Source organism: Streptomyces sp. NPDC004327, assembly GCF_042873935.1.
Lineage (GTDB): Bacteria > Actinomycetota > Actinomycetes > Streptomycetales > Streptomycetaceae > Streptomyces.
In genome coordinates, this window is record NZ_JBIAME010000010.1 from 47,078 (window position 1) to 71,490 (window position 24,413).

Below are 24,413 nucleotides of genomic sequence, written 5' to 3' on the forward strand. Positions count from 1 at the left end.
AGTGTACGGGGCGCCGGCGACGGAGGCCGACCGCTTTTCCCGGGCGTTCCCGCGTGACCCGAATGGCCACACGGCCGCGCGCGGACTTCCGCCGCGGCCAAGTGGGGGAGCGGGGGCGCGGATAACCCGCCGCGGAGCTGGGCACAACCGAGTCAGACCCGACCGGTACGACGCCGGGGCGGGCGGAACGGGCGGCGTGCCCCGTTGCCGCGGACCTTGGGCCGATTTATCGTCCCAGCACGATTCGCGCGCAAGATCACAAAATGTGAAGGGGCCGCGCCATGGTGGCGAAGAAGACCGCCGCGAAGAAGCCGGCGGCCACGAGAACGGCGGCCGGGAAGGCGACGGAGGCGACGAGGACGGCGACGAGGACGGCGACGAAGAAGGCGGTCGGAGAGGCGGCCGGGGCGGCGGCGAAGAAGGCCCCGGCCGCGAAGAAGGCCGCCGCGGACCGGGCGGCCGTCGACGACACCCCGGTCGCCGCGCCCGCGGCCCCCGCGAAGAAGACCGCCGCGAAGAAGACCGCCAAGAAGACCCCGGCGAACAAGAAGACCCCGGCGAAGAAGACCCCGGCGAAGAAGACGCCGGCGAGGAAGGCCCCGGCCGCACAGGCCGCGGCCGAGAAGACAGGAGCCAGGACGGTGGCAGCGAAGAAGACCGCGGGTGGCGTCACGACGGCCGGCGACGAGGCCGCGGTGCCCCAGGCCAGGGCCGGCGAGCTCGCCGTACGCCCCGGCGAGGAGCCGTGGACCCCCGAGGAGGTCGCCGAGGCCCGCAGCGAGCTGCAGTCCGAGGCGCTGCGGCTGCGCAGCGAACTCGTCCACTCCAAGGAGGAGCTGACCGGGCTGATGCGCGACTCCGGCGACGGCGCCGGCGACGACCAGGCCGACACCGGTACGAAGAACATCACGCGCGAGCACGAGCTGGCCCTGGCCGCGAACGCCCGCGAGATGCTGGAGCAGACCGAGCACGCCCTGGAGCGGCTCGACGCGGGCACGTACGGCCTCTGCGAGGTCTGCGGCAAGCCCATCGGCAAGGCCAGGATGCAGGCGTTCCCCCGGGCCACTTTGTGCGTGGAGGACAAGCAGAAGCAGGAGCGCCGCGGCTGACGCCGCCCGAGGCGCGTGCCGTACCCTCGTGGCATGGCAGAGGCGGACAGCGTCATCGGGGAGAACGTCATCGGTACTCCGGAATCGGCAGGCGCCGACGGGACGACGGCTCCCGAGGTCGAGGAGCGGCCGAAGGGCAAGCGGAAGATCGCCGCGCTCTTCGTGGTGGCCGTCCTCGCCTACCTGCTCGACCTCGGCAGCAAGATGCTCGTGGTCGACAGGCTGGAGGGGCACGAGCCGATCAAGGTGATCGGCGACCTGCTGCGCCTGGAGGCCATCCGCAACCCCGGTGCCGCCTTCGGCATGGGCGAGGCGTTCACGATCATCTTCACGGTGATCGCGGCCGTGGTGATCGTGGTGATCATCCGGCTCGCGCGCAAGCTCTACAGCCTGCCCTGGGCCATCGCCCTCGGCCTGCTGCTCGGCGGCGCCCTCGGCAACCTCACCGACCGCATCTTCCGCTCGCCCGGCATCTTCGAGGGCGCGGTCGTCGACTTCATCGCGCCCGCGCACTTCGCCGTCTTCAACCTCGCCGACTCGGCGATCGTGTGCGGCGGCATCCTGATCGTCCTGCTGTCGTTCCGCGGGCTGGACCCGGACGGGACCGTCCACAAGGACTGAGTGCGGGGCCACGTCCCGCGGCAAGGCATACTCGACAGGGTGAGCACGAGTCCCGAGATCCGCACGCTGCCCGTACCCGACGGCCTGGAGGGCGAGCGCGTCGACGCCGCCATCGCCCGTATGTTCGGGTTCTCCCGTACGAAGGCGGCCGAGCTGGCCGCCGCAGGCAAGGTCCTCGTCGACGGCAGCGTCGTCGGCAAGTCCGAGCGGGTCAGCGGTGGCGCGTGGCTCGAGGTCGAGATGCCCGGCGCGGCCGCCCCGGTGCAGATCGTGGCCGAGCCCGTGGAGGGCATGGAGATCGTCCACGACGACGACGACATCGTCGTGATCATGAAGCCGGTCGGCGTCGCCGCGCACCCCAGCCCCGGCTGGACCGGCACCACCGTGATCGGCGGCCTGGCCGCCGCCGGCTACCGCATCTCCACCTCCGGCGCCGCCGAGCGCCAGGGCATCGTGCACCGCCTCGACGTCGGCACCTCCGGTCTGATGGTGGTGGCGAAGTCGGAGTACGCGTACACCTCGCTGAAGCGGCAGTTCAAGGAGCGCGTGGTCGACAAGCGCTACCACGCCCTGGTGCAGGGCCACCCGGACCCGCTGAGCGGCACCATCGACGCGCCCATCGGCCGGCACCCGAACCACGACTACAAGTGGGCCGTGACCGCCGACGGCAAGGCGTCCGTGACGCACTACGACCTGATCGAGGCGTACCGGGCCGCGTCGCTGCTCGACATCAAGCTGGAGACGGGCCGCACCCACCAGATCCGGGTGCACATGTCCGCCCACCGCCACCCCTGCGTCGGCGACCTCACCTACGGCGCCGACCCGACCATGGCCAAGCGCCTCGGGCTGACCCGGCAGTGGCTGCACGCCGTCCGGCTCGGCTTCGAGCACCCCGCCGACGGGCAGTGGGTCGAGTTCGCCAGCACCTACCCGGCCGACCTGCAGACCGCGCTCGACCGGATCGCCTCGGAGAGCCGGTGACCACCACCGCCGGGGCCGGCCCGGACGGGGCCGTGTCGTACGAGGTCCGCGAGGCCGTGGGCCCGGGCGACCGCGACGCCTGCTTCGAGGTGCGCCGTGACGTCTTCGTCGACGAGCAGGGCGTGCCGCGCGAGCTGGAGTACGACACCTACGACGAGACCGCCGTGCACGTGCTCGCGATCCGCGCGGACGGCGTCCCGCTGGGCACCGGACGGCTGCTGCACGGGGCGGACGCGACCGGCAAGACCGGCGCCGACGCCTCGGTGGGCTCCCTCGGGCGGCTCGCGGTGACCAGGGCCGCGCGCGGCCTCGGGGTCGGCGCGGCGCTCGTACGGGCCATCGAGGACGTGGCCCGCGGGCGCGGGCTCGCCGCGGTCGACCTGCACGCGCAGACCCACGCGCTCGGTTTCTACGAGCGGCTCGGGTACGTGGCGTACGGCCCCGAGTTCCCGGACGCGGGCATGCCGCACCGGGCCATGCGAAGGTCTCTGTAGCCGGACGTCCGGTCACGATGTGGTACCGGCCGTCGGCCGTCTGATCAGACGGCGAAAACGGATGTACGTGACAATGTGGGGCCGTGGATCAATTGGCCCTGCTGTTCCTGTTGCTGCTCGGCGCCGTCCTGACCGTGCCCCTCGGGGACCGGCTCGGGCTGCCCGCGCCCGTCCTGATGACCCTCGTCGGGATCGCGCTGGCGTTCCTGCCCTTCGTGCCGAACGTCGACATCCCGCCCGAGTACATCCTGCCGCTGGTGCTGCCGCCGCTGCTCTACGCCTCCGTGCAGCGCACCTCCTGGCGGCAGTTCGCGGCCAACAGACGCCCGATCTTCCTGCTCGCGGTGGCCCTGGTCTTCGTGACCACGGCCGCCGTCGGCGCCGTCGCGGACGCCCTCGTGCCGGGCATCCCGCTGGCCGCCGCGCTCGCCCTCGGCGCGCTGGTGGCGCCGCCCGACCCGGTCGCGGCCACGGCCGTGGCCGGCTCGCTGGGGCTGCCCCGGCGGCTCGTGTCGATCCTGGAGGGCGAGGGGCTCTTCAACGACGTCACCGCGATCGTGCTCTACCACGTGGCGATCACCGCCGTGGTGAGCGGCCGGTTCTCCTGGCCGGAGGCGCTCGCCGAGCTCGTCCTGTCGGCCGTCGTCGCCGTCGCCGTCGGCCTCGCGCTCGGCTGGGTCGCCAACAAGCTGATCGGCGTCCTCGGCGACCCCACCCTGCAGACCGGCCTCACCCTCCTCGTGCCGTTCGTGTCGTACGTGCTCGCCGAGGAGCTGCACGGTTCCGGCGTCCTCGCCGTGCTCGTCACGGCGCTCTTCCTGGCCGAGCACGCGAGCGACGCCGACGACGTCATGGGCCGGCTCGCCGGGCAGACCTTCTGGGAGGTCGTCGACACCCTCGTCACCGGCATCGCCTTCGGCCTGATCGGCCTGGAGCTGGTGCACGTCTTCGGGGTCGCCGAGGGCCGCGGCGGACAGATGCTCGGCTGGGGCGCGACCGTGGTCGGCGTGGTGGTCGTGGTGCGGCTGCTCTGGCTGCTGCCGGCCGCCTGGGTGGCGAAGAAGCTGCACGACCGGCGGGACTACGCCGAGGAGATCCCGATGAGCTGGCGGGAGTCGGTCGTCATGTGGTGGGCCGGGATGCGCGGGGTGGCCTCGGTCGCCCTCGCCCTCGCCATCCCGCTGCGGACCGACGACGGCTCGCCCTTCCCCGGCCGGGACGAGCTGATCTTCATCGCCTTCTGTGTGATCCTCACGACCCTGGTGGTGCAGGGCCTGACCCTGCCCCGGCTGGTGAAGTGGCTCGGCGTGAAGGCGGACGCGGACGCCGAGCGGGCCTTCGAGCGCGACCTGGCGATCCGGGCGGCGAAGGCCGCCAAGCAGCGGCTGAAGGAGATCGAGGAGTTCGAGGAGCTGCCCGAGGAGGTGGCCGAGCGGCTGCTGCGCGGGGCCTACGACATCGGGGCGCGGATCAGCGCGGACATGGTGGACGAGGAGCGGCGGGCCGCGTTCACCCAGCGCGCGGCGCGGCTGAAGTCCCTTCAGCGGATCCAGCGGGAGATGATGTCGGCCGCCCGGCACGCGGTGCTCTCGGCCCGCAGCGAGCCGGGCGCCGACCCGGAGGTGGTGGACCGGGTGCTGCGCCAGCTGGACGTGCGCAGCATGCGCTGACCGGCACCGATGGGGACGGGTGGCAGGATGGGGCGCATGGACATCATGCTCTTCCACTCCGTCCACGGGCTCGATGCCGCCGTGGAGGCCGCCGCCGAGCGGCTGCGGACCGCCGGACACCAGGTCTGGACGCCGGACCTCTTCGGCGGACGGACGGCGCGGACCGCCGAGGAGGGCACGGCGCTGCGGGACGAGATCGGCAAGGACGAGCTGCTGAAGCGGGCGGTCCTGGCGGCGGCCCCGTACTCGGAGCGCGGCCTGGTCTACATGGGCCTGGACTTCGGCGCCTCGGTGGCGCAGACGCTCGCGCTCGGCGACGAGAAGGCGCGTGGACTGCTGCTGCTCCACGGCACCTCGGACATCGCCGAGTCGGCCTCGGTGGACGACCTGCCGGTGCAGCTGCACGTGGCCGAGCCGGACCCGTTCGAGACGGACGACTGGCTGTCGGCCTGGTACCTGCAGATGCGCAAGGCCGGTGCGGACGTGGAGATCTACCGATACCGGGGCGCCGGGCACCTCTACACCGACCCGGAGTCGCCGGACTGGGACGCGGAGGCGGCGGAGCGGACCTGGGCGGTCGGGCTGTCCTTCCTGGAGAGCCTGTAGGCGGACGCGGCCCGTGAGCGGACACGGCCACGGGTGAAAAGGGCGGCGGCCCCGGGGAGTTCCCCGGGGCCGCCGCCTTCGTGCGCGGTGCGTCAGGCGCGGTACGCGACCCAGGAGTCGTTCATGCGGGTCACCTGGCCCGCGGTGAGCTGGTACATGCAGGAGTCGTACGTGTAGTCCATGAAGTTGTGGATCGGGTCCACGCCGGGCTTCGAGGTGCAGGTGTCACGGCCGGTCGGGCACTGGAACGCGGCGCTCTTCTCGGCCGGGGTGTCGCTGACGTAGTCGCCGTTGCCCGTGCAGCCGCCCTGGAAGGTGTGGTACAGGCCCATCCAGTGGCCGACCTCGTGGGTGGCGGTGTCGCCCTCGTTGTAGTTGGCCGCCGAGCCGCCGGGCAGCGAGGCGTCGAGGATCACGACACCGTCCATGCTGGGGCTGGACTTGTAGGAGGACGGGAAGGTCGCCCAGCCGAGCAGGCCGCCGCCGAGGTTGGCGGTGTAGATGTTCAGCGCGTTGGCACCGCCCTTGCGCAGGGCGTTCTTCATGTCCTTCTCGGCCTGGGTGCCGTCGGTGAGGTTGTACCAGGTGGCGTTGTCCGTGTAGTCGGTGCCGGCCAGCGAGAACTGGAAGCCCGAGTCCACGTTGCCGGTGCCCTGGCCCGCGTAGGCGGCGTTGAGCACGGCGATCTGGTTGTTGATGGCGGTGGCGCTGAGCTTGCCCGTCGTGCCGCTGTGGATGACGTGGAAGTAGACCGGGATGGTGGTCGTCGCGGCGAGACCGGCGGCGGAGGAGACCCGGCCCTCGGCGCGGGCGGCGGACACCTTCTTGGCCAGGTCGTCGTTCATGGCCTTGGCCTGGGCGGCGGTCAGCTCGTTGGGCTCGGCCTGGGTGGCGCTGCCCTTCGCCTTGCGGGCGCCGGAGAGGGCGGCCGCACCGTCGGCGCACTTCTCGGCCGAGGCCAGGGTGGTGGTGCCGGCGGAGGGGGCGGCCACCGGGGCGGAGAGCGGCGCCAGGGCCAGCGTTCCGGCCATGACGGCGGTGCCGAGCAGGCGACGGGACATACGCGGCGATATACGGGCAAGAGCGCGCACGGGGGGACTCCTCGCGGGGGGTTGTGGAGAGGTACTTCCTCGCCACGGCGGGGAGATTACGCGTCCATGTCATATGACGTTGAGGGTTGATCAAGCCCAATCATTCGTCGGGCAAATGGGGTCATCGGGAAGAAAAACTTGCGCCGCTTCCGGAGTTTGAGACGTCGACGTAACAGAAGGAACGACAAAGGCGGGTGATGTGTCCGGATTCGAAGCTCCGGACCCACCACCCGCCGTAGCCATGTGATCCCCCGTTAACGCGATGGATCATGGCTGAAAATCATCGATCAGCGTACCGGCTGGTACACCCGCTCGACACGCTGCGTTCCGTTGAGCGTGCGGTACGAACGCGCCCACGACGCCGTCGCGTCGCGGTCCGCCCGGTCGGACACCTGGTAGTAGTCCATCTGCGAGCGGTCGGCCGTCACGTCGAGCACGCCGTAGCCATGGTGGTCCATGTCCACCCACTTCACATGACGGTTGGCGGCCTTCACCGCGCCCGCCGCCACCACCGAGAGCGTGCCCGGCGCCACGTGCAGCAGGTCGTCCAGGTTGTCCGAGGTCACCGACGTCACCACGAACTCCGTCGCCGCCGACGCCGACAGCGGGTACGTCGCCGCCTTCACCGGCACGTCGTTGGCCCACGCCATGTGGATGTCGCCGGTCAGGAAGACCGTGTTGCGGATCGAACGGTCCACCAGGTGCTGCAGCAGCTCCTTGCGGTCGTCCGTGTAGCCGTCCCACTGGTCGACGTTGACCGCGATGCCGCCGCCGGGCAGCCCGAGCAGCTCGGTGAGCGGGCCGAGCAGATCGGCCGGCAGCGCGCCGAAGGCCACCGGCGAGATCATCACCGAGGTGCCCACCAGCTGCCAGGTCGCGTCCGAGGCCACCAGGCCCGACTTCAGCCAGTCCAGCTGCGCCCGGCCGGTGATGGTGCGCTCCGGGTCGTCGACCTTGCCGCTGCCCACGCCCGCCTGCTGCGAACGGAACGAGCGCAGGTCGAGCAGGTGCAGGTCGGCGAGCCGGCCGAAGCGCAGCCGGCGGTAGACCGTGCCCTCGGTGGAGGTGCGCACCGGCATCCACTCGAAGTACGCCCGCTTGGCCGCCGCCACCCGGTCCGCCCACGCCCCCTCGGTGCCCGGCGTGTGGTTCTCGGCCCCGCCCGACCAGGCGTCGTTGGCGAACTCGTGGTCGTCCCAGATCGCCACGATCGGGTGCGCCGCGTGCAGCGCCTGGAGGTCGGCGTCCGTCTTGTAGGTGGCGTGGCGGAGGCGGTAGTCGGCGAGGGTGAGGATCTCGTGCGCCGGCCGGTGCTGCCGCACGACGTACTTCGCCGCCGGGTAGGCGCCGGTCGCGTACTCGTAGATGTAGTCGCCGAGGTGGAGGACGGCGTCCAGGTCGGTCCGGGCGGCCAGGTGCCGGTACGGCGAGAAGTAGCCGGCCTCCCAGTTGGCGCAGGACACCACGCCGAAGCGGATGCCGTCGGTCGCGTCGGCGGCCGGCGCGGTGCGGGTACGGCCCACGGGGGAGACGGTCGGGCCGGCCGTGAAGCGGTAGAAGTACGCGGTGGCCGGCCGCAGTCCGCGGACGTCGGCCTTCACGGTGTGGTCGGACGCGGCGGTGGCGACGGTGGTGCCGCCGGCCACGACCCGGGTGAAGCCCCGGTCCTCGGCCAGCTCCCAGCCGACCGTGACGTCGGGGCCGGTGCCCGAGCCGGGCACGGCGTCGGGCGTGGGCGTGACGCGCGTCCAGAGCAGGATGCCGTCGGGCAGCGGGTCGCCGGAGGCGACGCCGTGCAGGAACGCGGGGGCCGCGGAGTCCGCGAGCGCGGTCGAGGCTGTGCCCACCAGGGCCGGCGCGACCACGGCGGTCACGGCGGCGGCTTTCACCACGGTGCGGCGGCTGGGGGCGGATATGAGGTTACGACTGGTCACGGCCCGTCAGATTACCGACGAGTAAGCCAAAAGGGCAGGGGTGCGTGCGAATGTTCGTCCAGCATTCGCCGGGCCGTACCCCACGGGCCCTTCCCCTTCGCGCCGGAGCGCGCAAGGGAAGGGCCCGTGGGGTGGTGAGGGGGCGTCAGCCCTTCAGGGCCTTCGTCAGGGCCGTGTTGAACTGGTCCACCGTCAGCGGCGGGTTCTTGCTGCCCTCGGCGGTCAGCGCCTTGCCGTCCATCTTCAGCGTCGGCGTGCCCGTGACCCCGCTCTTGTCGAAGGTCTTCGACATCTTCATCGCCCAGGCGTCGAACGTGCCGTCCTCGACGTTCTTCTTGAACGCGGCGTTGCCCTTCAGGGCCGGCACCGAGTCGGCCACCTTCAGCAGGTAGTCGTCCTTGGCGAACTTGTCGTCGCGCTCGTCCGGGTGGAACTGGGTCGAGTAGAGCGCCGCCTTGTACTTCAGGAACGCCTCGGGGCTGACGTCCAGCGCCGCGCCGAGCGCCGAGAGGGCGTTCTTGGAGCCCTGGCCCTGGTCGGAGTTGTCGATGAAGGTGGCACCGATGTACTTGATCTTGTACTTGCCGTCGGCGACGTCCTTCTCGACGTTGGCGCCCACGCCCTGCTCGAAGGTCGCGCAGACCGGGCAGCGCGAGTCCTCGTACAGCTCCAGCGTCTTCTTCGCCTCGGGCTTGCCGATGACGACCGTCGTGCCGTCGGTGCCCTCGCTGTTCTTCGGGGCCGTGACGCTCTTCGCGTCGGCGGCCGCCTCCCACTGGGAGGGCTTGTTGGCCTGGACGACGGCGAAGCCGATGCCGCCGGCGACGGCGAGCACGGCCACGGCCGACCCGGCGACGATCAGCTGCCGGCGGGCCTTGTCCTTCTTGGCCTGCTTCTCGCGCTCGGCGCGCAGCCGCTCGCGGGCGGCGGCCTTGTTCTCCTGGCTGTTGCGCTTGCTCATGGTGAGGAACTCCGTGAAGGGGAGGAGGAAAGGGGATCGCGTGCCGTCTCTCGCGCGCCGACCGCAGCGGTCAGGCGCCGACTCGGGGAGTCAGACGAGGACGGGACACGGCGGTCCCCGCAGCCCCACGGAGTGCGCCCACAGCCGGGTGCGGGAGCGGCGCGGCCGCTCCACCGGACGCCCGGCGCGCCGCGGGCCGGTGCCGGCCGCGCGGACGAGGGCCGCCACGAGCAGCAGCGGCCGGAAGGCGACGGCCACGGCCGCGCGCAGCAGCCGGGCCAGAGCCCGCTCGCCGCCGCGCAGCCAGGAGGCCGCGGTCAGCCCGACCGCCACATGGGCGGCGAGCAGCAGCCAGGGCACGGCGGGGTCGGGGGAGGAGAGCAGCGCGGTCACGGCCCCGGAGCCGGGCGCCGCCACTCCGGGCAGCGGGGCGCCGACGGCGCCGCCGCACAGCGCGTCCACGTCGAGGCCGACCGCGCGCAGCGAACCGGCGACCGGGCCGCCGGCGGGTCCGTAACAGGCCGCCTGACCGCTGGTGAACAGCGTGTCGGCGGCCAGCTCCAGCGGGACGAGCAGCGCCGCGATCGGGCCGAAGCCGCGCTCGCGGCCGGCCAGCGCGAAGGCCACGCCGAAGACCGCCACCGCGACCGGGACGACCGTGCCGAGCGGCAGCGGCACCCCGGACAGCAGGACGTGCGAGGCCACGGACAGCGTCACGGCCAGTGCCGTGAAGAACGCCGCCCTGAGGGCTCTCAGCTGGATTCCTGCCATGTTCATCGCCAGGAAGTCTCCCATGCCCGGCCATAAGGGTCCCCTAAGGCCGGGCTGTGGATCCTCCGCGCGGGCCCCTACAGGCCCGGGATCCGGCCGTTGCGGAAGAGGTCGACGAAGATCTGGTGGTCGGCCCGCGCCCGGGCGCCGTACGCGTGCGCGAAGTCCACCAGGAGCGAGACGAAGCCCTCCTCGTCGGCCGCGATCGCCGCGTCGATGGCCCGCTCCGTGGAGAACGGCACCAGCGAGTGGCCGCTGGAGTCGTCCGCCGCCGCGTGCATCGCCGCGGTCGCCCGGCCGAGGTCGGCGACGGTCGCCGCGATCTCCTCCGGGTCGTCGATGTCCGACCAGTCCAGGTCCACGGCGTACGGCGACACCTCCGCGACCAGCTGCCCGGCCCCGTCCAGCTCCGTCCAGCCGAGCCACGGGTCGGCGTGCGCCTGCAGCGCCCGCTGCGAGATCACCGTGCGGTGGCCCTCGTGGTGGAAGTAGTCACGGACCGCCGCGTCCGTCACGTGCCGGGAGACCGCCGGGGTCTGCGCCTGCTTCATGTAGATCACGACGTCGTTCTCCAGGGCGTCGCTGTTGCCCTCCAGGAGGATGTTGTACGAGGGCAGGCCGGCCGAGCCGATGCCGATGCCGCGGCGCCCGACGACGTCCTTCACCCGGTACGAGTCGGGGCGGGCCAGGCTGGACTCGGGCAGCGTCTCCAGGTAGCCGTCGAAGGCCGCGAGCACCTTGTAGCGGGTGGCCGCGTCCAGCTCGATCGAGCCGCCGCCGGCGCTGAAGCGGCGCTCGTAGTCGCGGATCTCGGTCATCGAGTCGAGCAGCCCGAAGCGGGTCAGCGCGCGGGCCTCGCGCAGCGCGTCGAGCAGCGGACCCTCGGCGGTGTCCAGCGTGAAGGGCGGGATCTCGTCGTTCTTGGCGCCGGTCGCCAGGGCGTGGACGCGCTCCCGGTACGCGCCCGCGTACACCGTCACGAGCTCGGTGATCTGCTCGTCGCTGAGCGCCTTCGCGTAGCCGATCAGCGCGAGCGAGGCGGCGAGCCGCTTGAGGTCCCAGGTGAAGGGGCCGACGTAGGCCTCGTCGAAGTCGTTGACGTTGAAGATCAGCCGGCCGTTGGCGTCCATGTAGGTGCCGAAGTTCTCGGCGTGCAGATCGCCGTGGATCCACACCCGGCCCGTGCGCTCGTCCAGGAACGGGCCGCCGTGCGCCTCCCGCTGCAGGTCCTGGTAGAAGAGGCAGGCGGTGCCCCGGTAGAAGGCGAAGGCGGAGCCCGCCATCTTCCGGAACTTGACCTTGAAGGCGGCCGGGTCGGCGGCGAGCAGCTCGCCGAAGGCGGTGTCGAAGACGGCGAGGATCTGCTCACCGCGCTCGGCGGCGGTGGGCTGCGGGACCGACATCGAAGGTGCCTCCTGGTACTGGACACGGCGTGCGAGCGCCGCGGGATGTGGCTCAAAATTGTGCATGACAAATGGGACAGGTGTTCCCTGTCTCCAACGCGCGACCGTACCGCCGAGTGCCCGGCCGCTGTCAGTCCGGCGACGTAGACTTCCACGCTGTCCCCCCAGAAATTCACCGGGGGCCCGGGGGTCGCTCCCCGGAAGATCGAAGCTTGCTGCTTTGGAGGCATCCCCACCGTGACCAGGCCGCCCTTCACGCACCTCCACGTCCACACCCAGTACTCCCTGCTGGACGGTGCCGCGCGGCTGAAGGACATGTTCAACGCGTGCAACGAGATGGGCATGACCCATATCGCCATGTCCGACCACGGCAACCTGCACGGCGCCTACGACTTCTTCCACACGGCCAAGAAGGCCGGCGTGACCCCGATCATCGGCATCGAGGCGTACGTGGCGCCCGAGTCCCGGCGCAACAAGCGGAAGATCCAGTGGGGCCAGCCGCACCAGAAGCGGGACGACGTCTCCGGTTCCGGCGGTTACACCCACAAGACCATCTGGGCGGCCAACTCCACCGGTCTGCACAACCTCTTCCGGCTCTCCTCCGACGCCTACAAGGAGGGCTGGCTGCAGAAGTGGCCCCGGATGGACAAGGAGACCATCTCGCAGTGGTCGGAGGGCCTGATCGCCTCCACCGGCTGCCCCTCCGGCGAGCTGCAGACCCGGCTGCGCCTCGGCCAGTTCGACGAGGCCCTGAAGTCCGCCTCCGAGTACCAGGACATCTTCGGCAAGGACCGCTACTTCCTGGAGCTGATGGACCACGGCATCGAGATCGAGCGCCGGGTCCGCGACGGACTCCTGGAGATCGGCAAGAAGCTCGGCATCCCGCCGCTGGTCACCAACGACTCGCACTACACCTACGCGCACGAGGCCACCGCCCACGACGCCCTGCTGTGCATCCAGACCGGCAAGAACCTCTCGGACCCGGACCGCTTCAAGTTCGACGGCACCGGCTACTACCTGAAGTCCACGGACGAGATGTACGCCGTCGACTCCTCGGACGCCTGGCAGGAGGGCTGCGCCAACACCCTCCTGGTGGCCGAGCAGATCGACACCTCCGGCATGTTCGAGGCCAAGAACCTCATGCCGAAGTTCGACATCCCCGAGGGCTACACCGAGGTCACCTGGTTCCGCGCGGAGACGATGAAGGGCATGCACCGCCGGTTCCCCGGCGGCATCCCCGAGGACCGCATGAAGCAGGTCGAGTACGAGATGGACACCATCATCTCGATGGGCTTCCCGGGCTACTTCCTCGTCGTCGCCGACTTCATCATGTGGGCGAAGAGCCAGGGCATCGCCGTGGGCCCCGGCCGAGGCTCCGCGGCCGGCTCGATCGTCGCGTACGCCATGGGCATCACCGACCTCGACCCGATCCCGCACGGCCTGATCTTCGAGCGCTTCCTCAACCCCGAGCGCATCTCGATGCCCGACGTCGACATCGACTTCGACGAGCGCAGGCGCGTCGAGGTGATCCGGTACGTGACCGAGAAGTACGGCGAGGACAAGGTCGCCATGATCGGCACGTACGGCAAGATCAAGGCCAAGAACGCGATCAAGGACTCCGCCCGCGTCCTCGGCTACCCGTACGCGATGGGCGACCGGCTCACCAAGGCCATGCCCGCCGACGTCCTCGGCAAGGGCATCGACCTCGACGGCATCACCAACCCGGCACACCCGCGCTACAGCGAGGCGGGCGAGATCCGGGCGATGTACGAGAACGAGCCGGACGTGAAGAAGGTCATCGACACCGCCAAGGGCGTCGAGGGCCTGGTCCGCCAGATGGGCGTGCACGCCGCCGGCGTGATCATGTCCAGCGAGCCGATCGTCGACCACGCCCCGATCTGGGTGCGGCACACCGACGGCGTCACCATCACGCAGTGGGACTACCCGCAGTGCGAGTCGCTCGGCCTGCTGAAGATGGACTTCCTCGGCCTGCGCAACCTCACCATCATGGACGACGCCGTCAAGATGGTGAAGGCGAACAAGGGCATCGAGCTCGACCTGCTCGCCCTGCCGCTCGACGACCCCAAGACCTTCGAACTGCTCCAGCGCGGCGACACGCTCGGCGTCTTCCAGTTCGACGGCGGCCCCATGCGCTCCCTGCTCCGGCTGATGAAGCCGGACAACTTCGAAGACATCTCCGCCGTGTCCGCGCTCTACCGCCCGGGCCCGATGGGCATGAACTCGCACACGAACTACGCCCTGCGCAAGAACGGCCAGCAGGAGATCACCCCGATCCACCCCGAGCTGGAGAAGCCGCTCGAAGAGGTGCTCGCGGTCACCTACGGCCTGATCGTCTACCAGGAGCAGGTGCAGAAGGCCGCCCAGATCATCGCCGGCTACTCGCTCGGCGAGGCCGACATCCTCCGCCGCGTCATGGGCAAGAAGAAGCCCGACGAGCTGGCGAAGAACTTCACCATCTTCCAGGCCGGCGCCAAGAAGAACGGCTACAGCGACGAGGCCATCCAGGCCCTGTGGGACGTCCTGGTCCCCTTCGCCGGCTACGCCTTCAACAAGGCGCACTCCGCCGCGTACGGCCTGGTCTCCTACTGGACCGCCTACCTCAAGGCCAATCACCCGGCCGAGTACATGGCGGGACTGCTCACCTCGGTCAAGGACGACAAGGACAAGTCCGCCGTCTACCTGAACGAGTGCCGCCGCATGGGCATCAAGGTGCTCCCGCCGAACGTCAACGAGTCCGAGTCGAACTTCGCCGCCCAGGGCGACGACGTGATCCTCTTCGGCCTCACCGCCGTCCGCAACGTCGGCTCCAACGTCGTCGAGTCGATCATCAAGACCCGCAAGAGCAAGGGGAAGTACAGCTCCTTCCCCGACTTCCTCGACAAGGTCGAGGCCGTGGTCTGCAACAAGCGCACGGTCGAGTCGCTGATCAAGGCCGGCGCCTTCGACACCATGGGCCACACCCGCAAGGGCCTGGTCGCCCAGCACGAGCCGATGATCGACACCGTGGTGGCGGTCAAGCGCAAGGAGGCCGAGGGACAGTTCGACCTCTTCGGCGGCATGGGCGACGAGGACAGCAGCGAGCCGGGCTTCGGCCTCGACGTGGAGTTCTCCGACGTCGAGTGGGAGAAGTCCTACCTGCTCGCCCAGGAGCGCGAGATGCTCGGCCTGTACGTCTCCGACCACCCGCTCTTCGGTCTGGAGCACGTCCTGTCGGACAAGACCGACGCCGGCATCTCCCAGCTCACCGGAGGCGAGCACTCCGACGGCGCCGTCGTCACCATCGGCGGCATCATCTCCGGCCTCCAGCGGAAGATGACCAAGCAGGGCAACGCCTGGGCCATCGCCACCGTCGAGGACCTGGCCGGCTCCATCGAGTGCATGTTCTTCCCGGCGACGTACCAGCTCGTCTCCACCCAGCTGGTCGAGGACGCGGTCGTCTTCGTCAAGGGCCGGCTCGACAAGCGCGAGGACATCCCGCGGCTCGTCGCCATGGAGCTGATGGTCCCCGACCTGTCCAACGCGGGCACCAACGCGCCGGTGATCCTCACCATCCCCACGGTGAAGGTGACCCCGCCGATGATCAGCCGCCTCGGCGAGATCCTGAAGCACCACAAGGGCAACACGGAGGTCCGGATCAAGCTCCAGGGCCCGCGCTCGACCACCGTGCTGCGGCTCGACCGGCACCGGGTGCAGCCCGATCCGGCGCTCTTCGGCGACCTGAAGGTGCTGCTCGGCCCGTCCTGCCTGGCCGGCTAGCCCGGTTCCGTACCCGCCCCACGGGGGTACGCGCACGCGCTAGGGGCGCGCCCGTCGTCACGGGCGCGCCCCTTCGTTCGTCCTCGTTCGCCGGCCTTCGTCCACCGGCCGCGTCGACCGTCGGCCGTCAGTTGTGGCCGAAACGCTTCTGCCGGCCCTTGCGGGCCATGTCGCCAGGGGTGACCTGACTCATGCGCTCCTGCGACTGGGCTTCCATCGACGAGCGTTCGGCCTGCTGCTGGCCGCGCTCGGACTGCGGGGACTGCGAGCGCTGCTGCTGACTGCGATCCTGCTTGCGGTTCTTGGCCATGGTGATGATGCCTCCTCAAGGGGGTCTGGGGGCCAGGGCCGCTGTCAGACTCACACACGGCGGAAAGCGTCGCATTTTGGATCATTACGGACAGTAAGCGTCGCGCCCGGGTGGGATCCGAGTGAGATCCGCCACGCCGATGATCCAGTTCCGGACGTCAACGCCATCCCGGTCGGGCAGACTCGAAGGAACCCGGAGCAATTCCGATCCCGAGGTTCCCGAGCAGGTTCGGCGAAAGAGGGTGGAACACGTGGACCGTTGCGTCGTCCTGGTGGACGCCGGCTACCTGCTGGGCGCCGCCGCCAGCCTGCTCGCCGGGGAACCGGCCCGCTCACGCATCACCGTCGACCACGCCGCGCTCATCCGGCAGCTGCGCGAGCGCGCCGAGGCCGACACCGAGCTGCCGCTGCTGCGCATCTACTGGTTCGACGGAGCCCCCGACCGGGTGCCCCAGCCCGAACACCGCCGGCTGCGCGTCATGCCCCGGGTCACCGTCCGGCTCGGCGCCCTGACCCGCAGCGACGGCCGCTGGGCCCAGAAGGGCGTCGACGCGGCCATGCACACCGAGCTCACCGAGCTCTCCCGCAACCGCGCCTGCTCCGACATCGTCCTCGTCACCGGCGACGGCGACCTGCTGCCCGGCCTGATGTCCGCGAAGGAACACGGCGTCGCCGTTCACCTCTGGGCCGTGCAGGCCGCCGACGGCGACTACAACCAGTCCGAGGACCTGGTCGCCGAGGCCGACGAACGCCGGGTCCTCGACCGGGCCTGGATCACCCGCGCCATCCGTGCCAAGGACCTCACCGGACTGTGCGCCCCGCAGCCGGTGCCCCGCCCCGAGATCGCCGCGATCCTCTCCGCGCCGCTGCCCGAGTCCGCGCTCGCCGCCTCCGCCGCCGCAGCGGCCGCCGCCTCCCACGACGGGCCCTCCGCCGCCGCACGGGCGGACGACACCCGGACCGACCCGGCCTCCGGCACCGGCGACCACGTGAACGGCACGGTCAACGGCTCCGCCGGCGCCACCGGCGTCCCCGCGCCCGCCTCCGGCCGGACCGTGCCCACCCCCAAGGACCTCGCCGGACTGCGCGGCCCCACCCCGCCGCCCGCCCCGCACCCCGCCGGCGCCACGCTGCGCTGGTCCTCCGACCGGGGCTGGATCGACCGGCCCGGCCCGTCCCTCGGCGAACCCGCCGAGACCGCCTCGCTGCCCACCCTCGCCCAGCTCACCAGCGCCGAGCAGCGCTGGGCCGACCGCGAGGAGGACATCACCACCGTCGGCGGCGACCCCTACGAGGTCGGCCAGGTCTTCGCCCGCCGCTGGCTCGACCGGCTGCCCGAACCCGGCCACGTGCCGAAACTCGCCACCATGTACCCGCGCATCCCGCACCGCATCGACGGCGAACTGCTCCGCTACGCCGCCCGCTTCGGACTCCTCGCCCACAAGGACGACCAGATCGACGAGCACGACCGCTACGCGATCCGGGCCGGATTCTGGCGCGAGATCGACATGCACGCCGCCGCCCAACACGCCCCCGCGCCCGAGGAGAGCCGCGGCACCCCTTAGGCTCATCCCTCGTGAGTACGGTGTGCGTGGTGCGGGATCTGGTCAGGACGTACCCCGCCACGCGCGGCAGACGCGGCGCGCCCGCGACCCCCGAGGTGCGGGCCACCGACGGGATCAGCCTCGATGTGCGCGGCGGCGAGATCTTCGGCCTGCTCGGCCCCAACGGCGCCGGCAAGTCCACCCTCGTCCGCCAGCTCACCGGCCTGATGCGCCCCGACTCCGGCACCGTCCGGATCCTCGGCCACGACATCGTGCGCCACCCCGAGCGCGCTGCCCGCCTCCTCGCCTACCTCGGCCAGGAGTCCACCGCACTCGACGAGCTGACCGTCGCCCTCGCCGCCGAGACCACCGGCCGGCTGCGCGGCCTCGGCGCCCGCGAGGCCCGCGCCGCGCGCGACGCCGTCCTCGGCGAACTCGGCCTCGACGAGATCGCCGGCCGCCCCCTCAAGAAGCTCTCCGGCGGCCAGCGCCGGCTCGCCTGCTTCGCCACCGCCCTGGTCGGCGAGCGGCCGATCCTCGTCCTCGACGAGCCCACCACCGGCATGGACCCGGTCGCCCGCCGCGCCGTCTGGGCCGCCGTCGACCGGCGGCGCGCCGAACACGGCACCACCGTGCTGCTCGTCACCCACAACGTCATCGAGGCCGAGACCGTCCTCGACCGCGTCGCCGTCATCGACCGCGGCCGGGTCATCGCCTGCGACACCCCCGCCGGCCTCAAGGAACGCGTCGCCGGCGAGGTGCGCGTCGAGCTCGTCTGGCGCGAGCGCGCCCCGCTCGACGTCCCCGAGGTCGCCGCGCTCAGGGTCTGCGCGCAGGAGTCCGGCCGCCGCTGGGTGCTGCGGCTCGGCCCCGACGAGGCGCGCGCCGCGGTCGCCGCGGTGACCGGCGGAGCGGCGTTCGCGGCCCTCGACGACTTCACCCTCGCCACGCCGAGCCTGGAGGACGTGTACCTGGCGCTCGGCGGCGAGACGCGGGGGCTGGTGAAGGCGTGACACACCTTTTGAACGCCGGGAAGCCCGGGAACACCGCGAACACCGGGAACATCAGGAGCTGGACGAGTTGAGCACCCTGCCCGCCGAGGCCCTGACGGCCACCACCGCTCCCGCCGGTCCGGTCCGCGACGACACCGCGGCCGCCGCCGCGCCGCTCGCTCCGCGCGCCCGGCTGCTGCCCGCGCTCGGCGCCGTCTACCGGGCGCAGCTCAGCCGCGCCCGGGTCGCCCGCATCCCGCTGCTCTTCGTCGCGACCTTCCAGTCGATCGGCATCATGATCCTGATGCGCGGAGTCGTCGACGGCGGCGAGGAGGCCCGGTCCGTGGTGGCCGGCTCCGCCGTGCTCGTCGTCGCCTTCGTCGCGCTCAACCTGCTCGCCCAGTACTTCGGCCAGCTCCGGGCCGGCGGCGGCCTCGACCACTACGCGACGCTGCCCGTGCCGCCCGCGGCCGTGGTGCTCGGCGCGGCCGGCGCGTACGCCTCCTTCACCGTGCCCGGCACGGTGGCGACCGCGGTCGCCGGATCCGTGCTCTTCGGGCTCCCGCTCGGCCATCTGTGGATCCTGGCGGCGGTCGTCCCGCTCTCCGGCGCGGCCCTGGCCGGCCTCGGCGCGGCCCTCGGCCTGCTCGCCCCCCGTCAGGAGCTCGCCACCCTCCTCGGCCAGCTCGGCATGTCCGCGGCCCTGCTCCTCGGCGTGCTCCCCGCCGACCGGATGCCCGCCCCGATCACCTGGGCCCGCGACCTGCTCCCGTCCACCTACGGCGTCGAGGCCCTCGCCCGCACCTTCGACCGGCACCCCGACTGGACGGCGGTCTTCCTGGACCTCGCGGTGTGCGGCGCGGTGGGCGTGGCTTCGCTGGCGGTGGCGACCTGGGCGTACCGGCGCGCAGCGGTGCGCTGACATGCCCAGAGGCCCGGCTCGCTGAGGCGGCTCACAGCCGCACCTGGCACGATGGCGTGGTGACCGCACCTCTGACTCCGCCGCACCAGCCGCCGCACGACTCCGCCTGGCCGCCGCCCTCGCCCGTGCCGCCCGCCGAGGACGGCGGGCCCGGAACGGCGACCGAGATCCGGCAGGCCGCCGTCGTGGCCGCCGCCTCCGGGGTCGCCGGCGCACTGCTCGGGCTGCTGTGGCTGTGGCTCGCACCGCGGGTCTCGCTGATCTCCGACGGCAAGGCGGTCTTCCTGCGCAACAGCGAGGCGGAGTCGGCGATCGGCGCGGACGGAACGTTCGTCCTGCTCGCGCTCGGCTTCGGAGCCGTCGCCGCGGCCCTCGTCTTCCTGGTCCACCGGCGCGGCGGCGTCGCCCTCGTCCTCGGCCTCGCGCTCGGCGGGATCCTCGGCTCGCTGCTCGCGTGGGGCGTGGGCGTCTGGTTCGGCGGGCAGAGCGATGTCGTCGCCCATGCCAAGGCCGTCGGCCCGAAGGTCCCCTTCGACGCGCCGCTCGAACTCGGCATGGGCTTCGCTGCGATGCTGGCCTGGCCGATCGCGGCGATGATCATCCACCTGGCGCTCACGGCGCTGTTCGGCCCGCGCGACCCGGAGCCCGAGTACGACGGCACCTGGCCGCCGCAGGCGAACCCGCAGACCCCTCAGGCCCCGCAGGCTCCGCAGACCCCTCAGCCCCCGCAGGACCCGCAGAGCTGATCTCCTCGGCGTCCCGGGCCGGTCGGCGTCTCGGCCGGGACGGTCCCTCAGCCGGTCAGCCGGTCAGCCGGTCAGCCGCTCGGCCCCTCAGCCTCTCGGCTGCTCAGCCGCGGCCGATCGGGGCCAGGACGGCGCCCGTGAGGGCCGCCAGGTCCTGGGGCGCGAGCTCGACCTCCAGGCCGCGGCGGCCGGCCGAGATGCAGATCGTGGCGTGGTCGGAGGCCGACGCGTCCAGGACCGTACGCAGCCGCTTGCGCTGGCCCAGCGGCGAGATGCCGCCGCGGACGTAGCCCGTGGTGCGCTCGGCCGCCGCCGGGTCGGCCATCGCGGCGCGCTTGCCGCCGACGGCCGAGGCGAGCGCCTTCAGGTCGAGCTGGCCGGCGACCGGGACGACCGCGACGGTCAGCTCGCCGTCGACGTCCGCGACCAGCGTCTTGAACACCCGGTCCGGGGTGACGCCGAGTGCCTCCGCGGCCTCCTCGCCGTAGGAGGGCGCCGCCGGGTCGTGGTCGTAGGCGTGCAGGGTGTACGCCGTGCCGGCCGCCGCGAGGGCCACCGTCGCCGGGGTGCCCCCGGCGTTCTTCTTCTGCTTCTTCGCCACGCCGGGCTCTCCTCGCAGGACTGGGTTCGGGCTCGGGGCCTGTCCGGGCAGGCCCTAGTTCGGGCTGGTCGGCGTACGGGTCAGTTCCACGGCCGGCAGCGACGGCAGATGGCGCAGGACCGCCGTCTCCGCGCGCAGCAGCGCCAGCTCCTCGCGCAGCCGCGTCGCCGTGTCAGGCGCCTGGAGCAGCCGCTGCTTCGCCGGGGTGTCGAGCACGGCCGCGGCGGCCACCAGATACGACACCACCGAGGGGTCGTCCGGCAGCTCGCTGGTGGTCAGCGAGCGCTCCCGGGCGCCGGCGAGCCGCTTCTGGTACGCGCGGAACGCGCGCAGCACGCCCTCCGCGAGCTCCTCGGTCTCCTCGCCCTGCTCCTCCGGGATGTGCTCGACCTCGGCGGTCAGGAACGGGCCGTCGGCGTCGACGGACAGCAGCTTGACCCGGGTGGTGCCGGTGCACATCACCTCGAAGCCGCCGTCCGCGCGCTCCCGGATCGACGCCGCGTCGGCCACGCAGCCGACCCGGTGGAACGCCTGGATGGGATCGGGGCCGAAGCCTGCCGCCGGGCCCTTCTCGGGCAGCGCCGTCTGGTCCGGCAGGCCGGGCGCGGTCGGCGCGACCTCGCGGCCGTCGCGGATGGCGACGACGGCGAAGCGCCGCGGCTCGGACTCGTCCGTCTTGAGCAGCTCGCGCATCATCGCGCGATAACGCTCCTCGAAGACGTTCAGGGGCAGCACGAGGCCCGGGAACAGCACCGCGTTGAGCGGAAAGAGAGGCAGACGAGCGGTGGTCACAGCGGTCAAGCGTAATGGCCGCCGGACCCGCCCCTGCCGGGCCGTCCGGCAGCCGGTCCCTCCCACCCGGGGAACGTCCGGGGAAAGGACTCGGGGAAGGCGTCGGGGCGAGCCCCGGGGAACGTCCCGCTCCGCGTTGCGGAGCCCGGCCCGGCAGCGGCGCCGGCGCCCAGCGGAGTGCGCCGCGCCACCTCGCGTACGGCGCAGGTCCGGGCCTCGAGGAAGCCGCGCAGCGGGTCGTCGGCGACCAGCGTCCAGGGGAACGAGGTGGCCTGCGCCCCGATCCGGCCGAACTCGGCGAGCGCGTCGTGCCAGCGGCCCCGCTCCACCAGGACGTGCACGAGCAGGTTGCGCACCTCGGCCGGCCACGGATCGCCCGCCGGGTACTCCGCCGACAGCGCGAGCGCCCGGTCGCACGCCGCGTCGATCCGGTCGCCCGCGACCCCGTGCCCCGCGTCGGACCCGGCGATCAGCTGCGCGAACGCCGCGCGCACCGGAAGCGCCTGGACCAGCGAGCCGGGCAGCGCGTCCTCGGCGGCGTCCTCGGCGAAGTCGAAGCACTCGCGGTGCGAGCCGTACCACTGCGCCGACAGATACTTCAGCGCCGCCACATGGCTGCCGTAGTGGCGCGGGGCGCGGCGCACGGCCTGCTCCCACAGCGTCTCGAAGGCCGTGTGACCGGCGTGCGCGCCGCGCGCGTGGTCCAGGGCGAGCCGCCACGGCACCGGGTCGCGCGGCGCGGCCTCGGCCGCCGCCTCGATCAGCGGCCCGAGGTCGCGCAGCCGCTCGGCCCGGGCGGGGGAGTCCCAGGCCCGGCGCACCGCGAGCTGCGCCTTGACCAGCAGCGCGTCGGGGTCGTGCGGCGCGGCGGCCAGCCAGTGCTCCAGCCAGCCGTCCCGGCGGTAGGCGAAGGCGCTCAGCCGGGACACATAGCGGTCCCGGTCCTCCCACTCCTCGGCGTCCCGGGTGGTGGCGAGGAGTTTGGCGGCCGGCTCGGGGTCGGCGAGCGCGGCGGCGACCAGGGCCGGCCCGAGTCGCCCGTCCGGCGCGTCGAGCAGCACGTCGTCGTCCGGCGGGTGCCCGGCGGCGAGCCGCGGGGTGTGCCGGAGCAGTCGGGAGGTGCCGATCAGGGCGCGGAGCAAGGACATGGTGCGAATCATTGAAAACCGCAGGTGAGGGCGGCGCCAGTAGCTGCCTGTGAAGCTTTGGTAGCGGCGGGAAGGTTGTGCTGACAGGAGTCAAGACAGCGTAAAGATAGGGGCGAATCGGTGCCGATGCGACCCCCTCGGTTTGCCCTCCGCGCCCCCTGGGCACCGCCGCCGACGACACCTCTGGCGCCACCCGGCCGCAGCCACGCCAGCGCCCGGGCCGCAGCACCGCGCCCTCCGGCCGCAGCCCTGCCGGCCCCTGGCCGCCGCCCCCGGCCTCACCCCCTCCTGAGCAGCCGTGAGGCCCCTGCCGCCACCGTCGTCGCCAGCACCCAGCCGGCGAGCACCAGTGCCGTCGACGCCCACTGCCAGAAGCCCTGCAGGCGCCAGGCGCCGACCTCGCCCAGGTCGATCACCGGCAGCAGCAGGTCGAGGGCGTACAGTGCCGCGCTCCAGTGCGGCGCCTCCTCCGCCTTCAGCGGCACGGGCGTGTAGTGCGAGAAGGCGAACGTGCCCGCCGCCCACAGCACCGCCATCCACAGCGCCGCCCGCCCCGGCCGGTAGCCGTAGGCCACCGCCAGGTCCTGGACGTAGCCCCACAGCTTCGCGCCCACCGGCAGCGTCTCGCGGCGCCGCCGCTGCTTGGCGAGCAGCACCTCGCGCGCGTCCGCGTCCTCGCCGCTGTTGCGCAGGACGCTCGCCAGGCGCTCGTACGGCTCCGGCGCGTACTCCGGGGTGGCCGCGGCGACCCACTCCAGGCGCCGGGTCAGCGGGAAGTGCCCGTACGGCACGAGCGTCTCGTAGACGAAGCCGCCCATCGCGAGCCCGCCCGGGCCCGGCCAGCTGCTGGACAGGTCGATCAGCGTCACCACCTTCGCCCCGTTGAGCACCACCCGGCCCTCCTCGGGGCGCTCCCCGTTGAACCGCAGCTCCGGAGTCACTATCCGGCGCAGCGACAGCTCCTCGCGGCGCGAGCCGTCGAGCAGGAAGCGGGCGTAGTGCAGGTCCACCGAGTCGCCGAAGCGGCCGTCGTCGAGCCGCACCCCGCCGTGGCACTCGACCGGCTTGCGCCGCGCGCCCTGGGCGGGCGTCACCCCGTACGGCGGTGTCGCCGTCGCGTTCCCCGAGCTCTCGTAGACCCACGCCGCGTTCAGATAGAGCGTGCGCTCCACCGTCAGCTGCGGCGCGTTCAGCGCGCGGCGCTGCTGGGCGCCGCGCAGCACGCTGCCGCGCAGGCTGAGCGAGACGCCGACCCGCGCGCCGCGCAGGCTCAGCTCCCCGTACGTCTCGATCAGCTCGGCCTGGAAGTCCTGGGCGACCACCATGCCGTCGGCCGTGATGGCGCGGCCGCGCCGGTCCGGCCACACCCGGATCTGGTTGATCAGCAGGTCCGTGCCGATCTGCGCGTCCGTCAGCCGGATGCCCCGTTCCACCCGGCAGCGCGGCAGGTGCAGATCGCCCGCCGTGTGCAGCCGGGCCGCCTCCAGGCGGGGTATCGCGCACTCGACCATGCGCAGCGTGCCGAACTTGGCCTCCGGCAGCACCACCTCGTGGTCGAAGCGGCAGCCGTTCAGCTCCACGTACGGCCGTATCTCACCGCCGGCCAGATTCAGCACCCCGGTGATCCGCACCCCGCGCAGCTTCAGCGCGGCGACCCGTCCCGCCCGCGCCGGCGGGCCGTCGAGCAGCAGCAGCGCCACCACGTCCGCCCGCACGCTGCGTGCCTCGCCCCACACCTCCCGTACCGCGAACGGGTCGTCCCGCTCCGCGACCCCCTCCCGCAGATCGCATGTCCGGCCGACCCGGTACGCCCTCCACATCACGCGCTCGGGACCGGTCAGGTCCTCCGGCATCCCGTCGTCCTCGCGCGGCTCGGTCACTGCCGCCCCCTCGCTTCCCACGATTCCGCTTTCCCGGATTCGTACAGCCGTTCTTCCCGCT

Annotated in this window: 21 protein-coding genes; 11 read left to right on the forward strand and 10 right to left on the reverse strand. The window is 72.3% G+C overall.

The annotated features are described in order from the left end of the window. The first annotated feature begins 281 nt into the window (after positions 1-281). The 6 genes from ACFYU9_RS30290 to ACFYU9_RS30315 all read left to right on the forward strand — a co-directional run bounded on the left by ACFYU9_RS30290 (position 282) and on the right by ACFYU9_RS30315 (position 5,481). Positions 282-1,109, forward strand: a complete 828-nt coding sequence (locus ACFYU9_RS30290; RefSeq protein ID WP_389346821.1) for a TraR/DksA family transcriptional regulator — start codon at positions 282-284, stop codon at positions 1,107-1,109. Positions 1,110-1,142: 33 nt separating this feature from the next. Further along, positions 1,143-1,730, forward strand: coding sequence for a signal peptidase II (gene lspA, locus ACFYU9_RS30295; protein WP_389216192.1), 588 nt, complete (start codon positions 1,143-1,145; stop codon positions 1,728-1,730). A 39-nt stretch (positions 1,731-1,769) separates the two neighbouring features. Further along, positions 1,770-2,711 (forward strand): RluA family pseudouridine synthase, encoded by a 942-nt coding sequence (locus tag ACFYU9_RS30300; RefSeq protein WP_389216195.1) that lies wholly within the window; start codon positions 1,770-1,772, stop codon positions 2,709-2,711. Then, entirely contained in the window at positions 2,708-3,205 is a 498-nt protein-coding gene (locus ACFYU9_RS30305) for a GNAT family N-acetyltransferase (RefSeq protein WP_389346823.1), read from the forward strand. The genes ACFYU9_RS30300 and ACFYU9_RS30305 overlap by 4 nt, the downstream gene beginning before the upstream one ends. Positions 3,206-3,288: 83 nt before the next feature. Then, the gene (locus tag ACFYU9_RS30310; RefSeq protein ID WP_389216201.1) at positions 3,289-4,875 is read left to right on the forward strand and encodes a Na+/H+ antiporter; all 1,587 of its coding nucleotides are present in this window, start codon (positions 3,289-3,291) and stop codon (positions 4,873-4,875) included. Between the two features lie 36 nt (positions 4,876-4,911). Then, positions 4,912-5,481 carry a dienelactone hydrolase family protein gene (locus ACFYU9_RS30315; RefSeq protein WP_389216204.1) on the forward strand — a complete coding sequence of 190 codons (570 nt, stop codon included), beginning with the start codon at positions 4,912-4,914 and terminating at the stop codon, positions 5,479-5,481. Positions 5,482-5,573: 92 nt separating this feature from the next. On the opposite strand, the gene ACFYU9_RS30320 is transcribed toward ACFYU9_RS30315, so the two are convergent. From ACFYU9_RS30320 to ACFYU9_RS30340, 5 genes are all read right to left on the reverse strand, one after another. Further along, on the reverse strand, positions 5,574-6,542 hold the full coding sequence (locus ACFYU9_RS30320) for a zinc metalloprotease (RefSeq protein WP_389346825.1): 969 nt from the start codon (positions 6,540-6,542) through the stop codon (positions 5,574-5,576). A gap of 317 nt (positions 6,543-6,859) precedes the next feature. Then, positions 6,860-8,506 carry an alkaline phosphatase D family protein gene (locus tag ACFYU9_RS30325; RefSeq protein ID WP_389216210.1) on the reverse strand — a complete coding sequence of 549 codons (1,647 nt, stop codon included), beginning with the start codon at positions 8,504-8,506 and terminating at the stop codon, positions 6,860-6,862. A 145-nt stretch (positions 8,507-8,651) separates the two neighbouring features. Then, positions 8,652-9,467: a DsbA family protein gene (locus ACFYU9_RS30330; RefSeq protein WP_389346827.1), complete on the reverse strand. Its 816-nt coding sequence runs from the start codon at positions 9,465-9,467 to the stop codon at positions 8,652-8,654. A 90-nt stretch (positions 9,468-9,557) separates the two neighbouring features. Next, positions 9,558-10,244, reverse strand: coding sequence for a hypothetical protein (locus tag ACFYU9_RS30335; RefSeq protein ID WP_389216217.1), 687 nt, complete (start codon positions 10,242-10,244; stop codon positions 9,558-9,560). A gap of 71 nt (positions 10,245-10,315) precedes the next feature. Continuing rightward, entirely contained in the window at positions 10,316-11,641 is a 1,326-nt protein-coding gene (locus ACFYU9_RS30340; protein WP_389346829.1) for a DUF2252 domain-containing protein, read from the reverse strand. Between the two features lie 237 nt (positions 11,642-11,878). Here ACFYU9_RS30340 and dnaE point away from each other — a divergent pair, with 237 nt between their 5' ends. Beyond that, on the forward strand, positions 11,879-15,418 hold the full coding sequence (dnaE, locus tag ACFYU9_RS30345; protein ID WP_389216223.1) for a DNA polymerase III subunit alpha: 3,540 nt from the start codon (positions 11,879-11,881) through the stop codon (positions 15,416-15,418). Between the two features lie 127 nt (positions 15,419-15,545). Here dnaE and ACFYU9_RS30350 read toward each other — a convergent pair whose 3' ends face one another. Continuing rightward, a complete protein-coding gene (locus tag ACFYU9_RS30350) occupies positions 15,546-15,728 on the reverse strand; it encodes a hypothetical protein (RefSeq protein ID WP_389216226.1) in 183 nt (60 codons plus the stop codon). 241 nt (positions 15,729-15,969) lie between these two features. Here ACFYU9_RS30350 and ACFYU9_RS30355 point away from each other — a divergent pair, with 241 nt between their 5' ends. The 4 genes from ACFYU9_RS30355 (at position 15,970) to ACFYU9_RS30370 (ending at position 19,931) form a co-directional block, all read left to right on the forward strand. Then, positions 15,970-17,292 carry an NYN domain-containing protein gene (locus tag ACFYU9_RS30355; protein ID WP_389346831.1) on the forward strand — a complete coding sequence of 441 codons (1,323 nt, stop codon included), beginning with the start codon at positions 15,970-15,972 and terminating at the stop codon, positions 17,290-17,292. Positions 17,293-17,312: 20 nt separating this feature from the next. Then, a complete protein-coding gene (locus ACFYU9_RS30360) occupies positions 17,313-18,284 on the forward strand; it encodes an ABC transporter ATP-binding protein (RefSeq protein WP_389216969.1) in 972 nt (323 codons plus the stop codon). Between the two features lie 67 nt (positions 18,285-18,351). Beyond that, positions 18,352-19,185, forward strand: a complete 834-nt coding sequence (locus tag ACFYU9_RS30365) for an ABC transporter permease (protein ID WP_389346833.1) — start codon at positions 18,352-18,354, stop codon at positions 19,183-19,185. A gap of 59 nt (positions 19,186-19,244) precedes the next feature. Next, the gene (locus ACFYU9_RS30370; RefSeq protein WP_389346835.1) at positions 19,245-19,931 is read left to right on the forward strand and encodes a DUF2567 domain-containing protein; all 687 of its coding nucleotides are present in this window, start codon (positions 19,245-19,247) and stop codon (positions 19,929-19,931) included. A gap of 103 nt (positions 19,932-20,034) precedes the next feature. Here ACFYU9_RS30370 and ybaK read toward each other — a convergent pair whose 3' ends face one another. The 4 genes from ybaK to ACFYU9_RS30390 form a co-directional block, all read right to left on the reverse strand. After that, positions 20,035-20,532, reverse strand: a complete 498-nt coding sequence (gene ybaK, locus ACFYU9_RS30375; protein ID WP_389216237.1) for a Cys-tRNA(Pro) deacylase — start codon at positions 20,530-20,532, stop codon at positions 20,035-20,037. A 54-nt stretch (positions 20,533-20,586) separates the two neighbouring features. Beyond that, positions 20,587-21,324 (reverse strand): LON peptidase substrate-binding domain-containing protein, encoded by a 738-nt coding sequence (locus tag ACFYU9_RS30380; RefSeq protein WP_389346836.1) that lies wholly within the window; start codon positions 21,322-21,324, stop codon positions 20,587-20,589. A 5-nt stretch (positions 21,325-21,329) separates the two neighbouring features. Next, positions 21,330-22,484, reverse strand: coding sequence for a hypothetical protein (locus ACFYU9_RS30385; protein WP_389346838.1), 1,155 nt, complete (start codon positions 22,482-22,484; stop codon positions 21,330-21,332). A 266-nt stretch (positions 22,485-22,750) separates the two neighbouring features. After that, complete coding sequence (locus ACFYU9_RS30390) at positions 22,751-24,352, reverse strand: oxidoreductase (RefSeq protein WP_389346840.1); 1,602 nt, start codon at positions 24,350-24,352, stop codon at positions 22,751-22,753. Positions 24,353-24,413 lie beyond the last annotated feature (61 nt).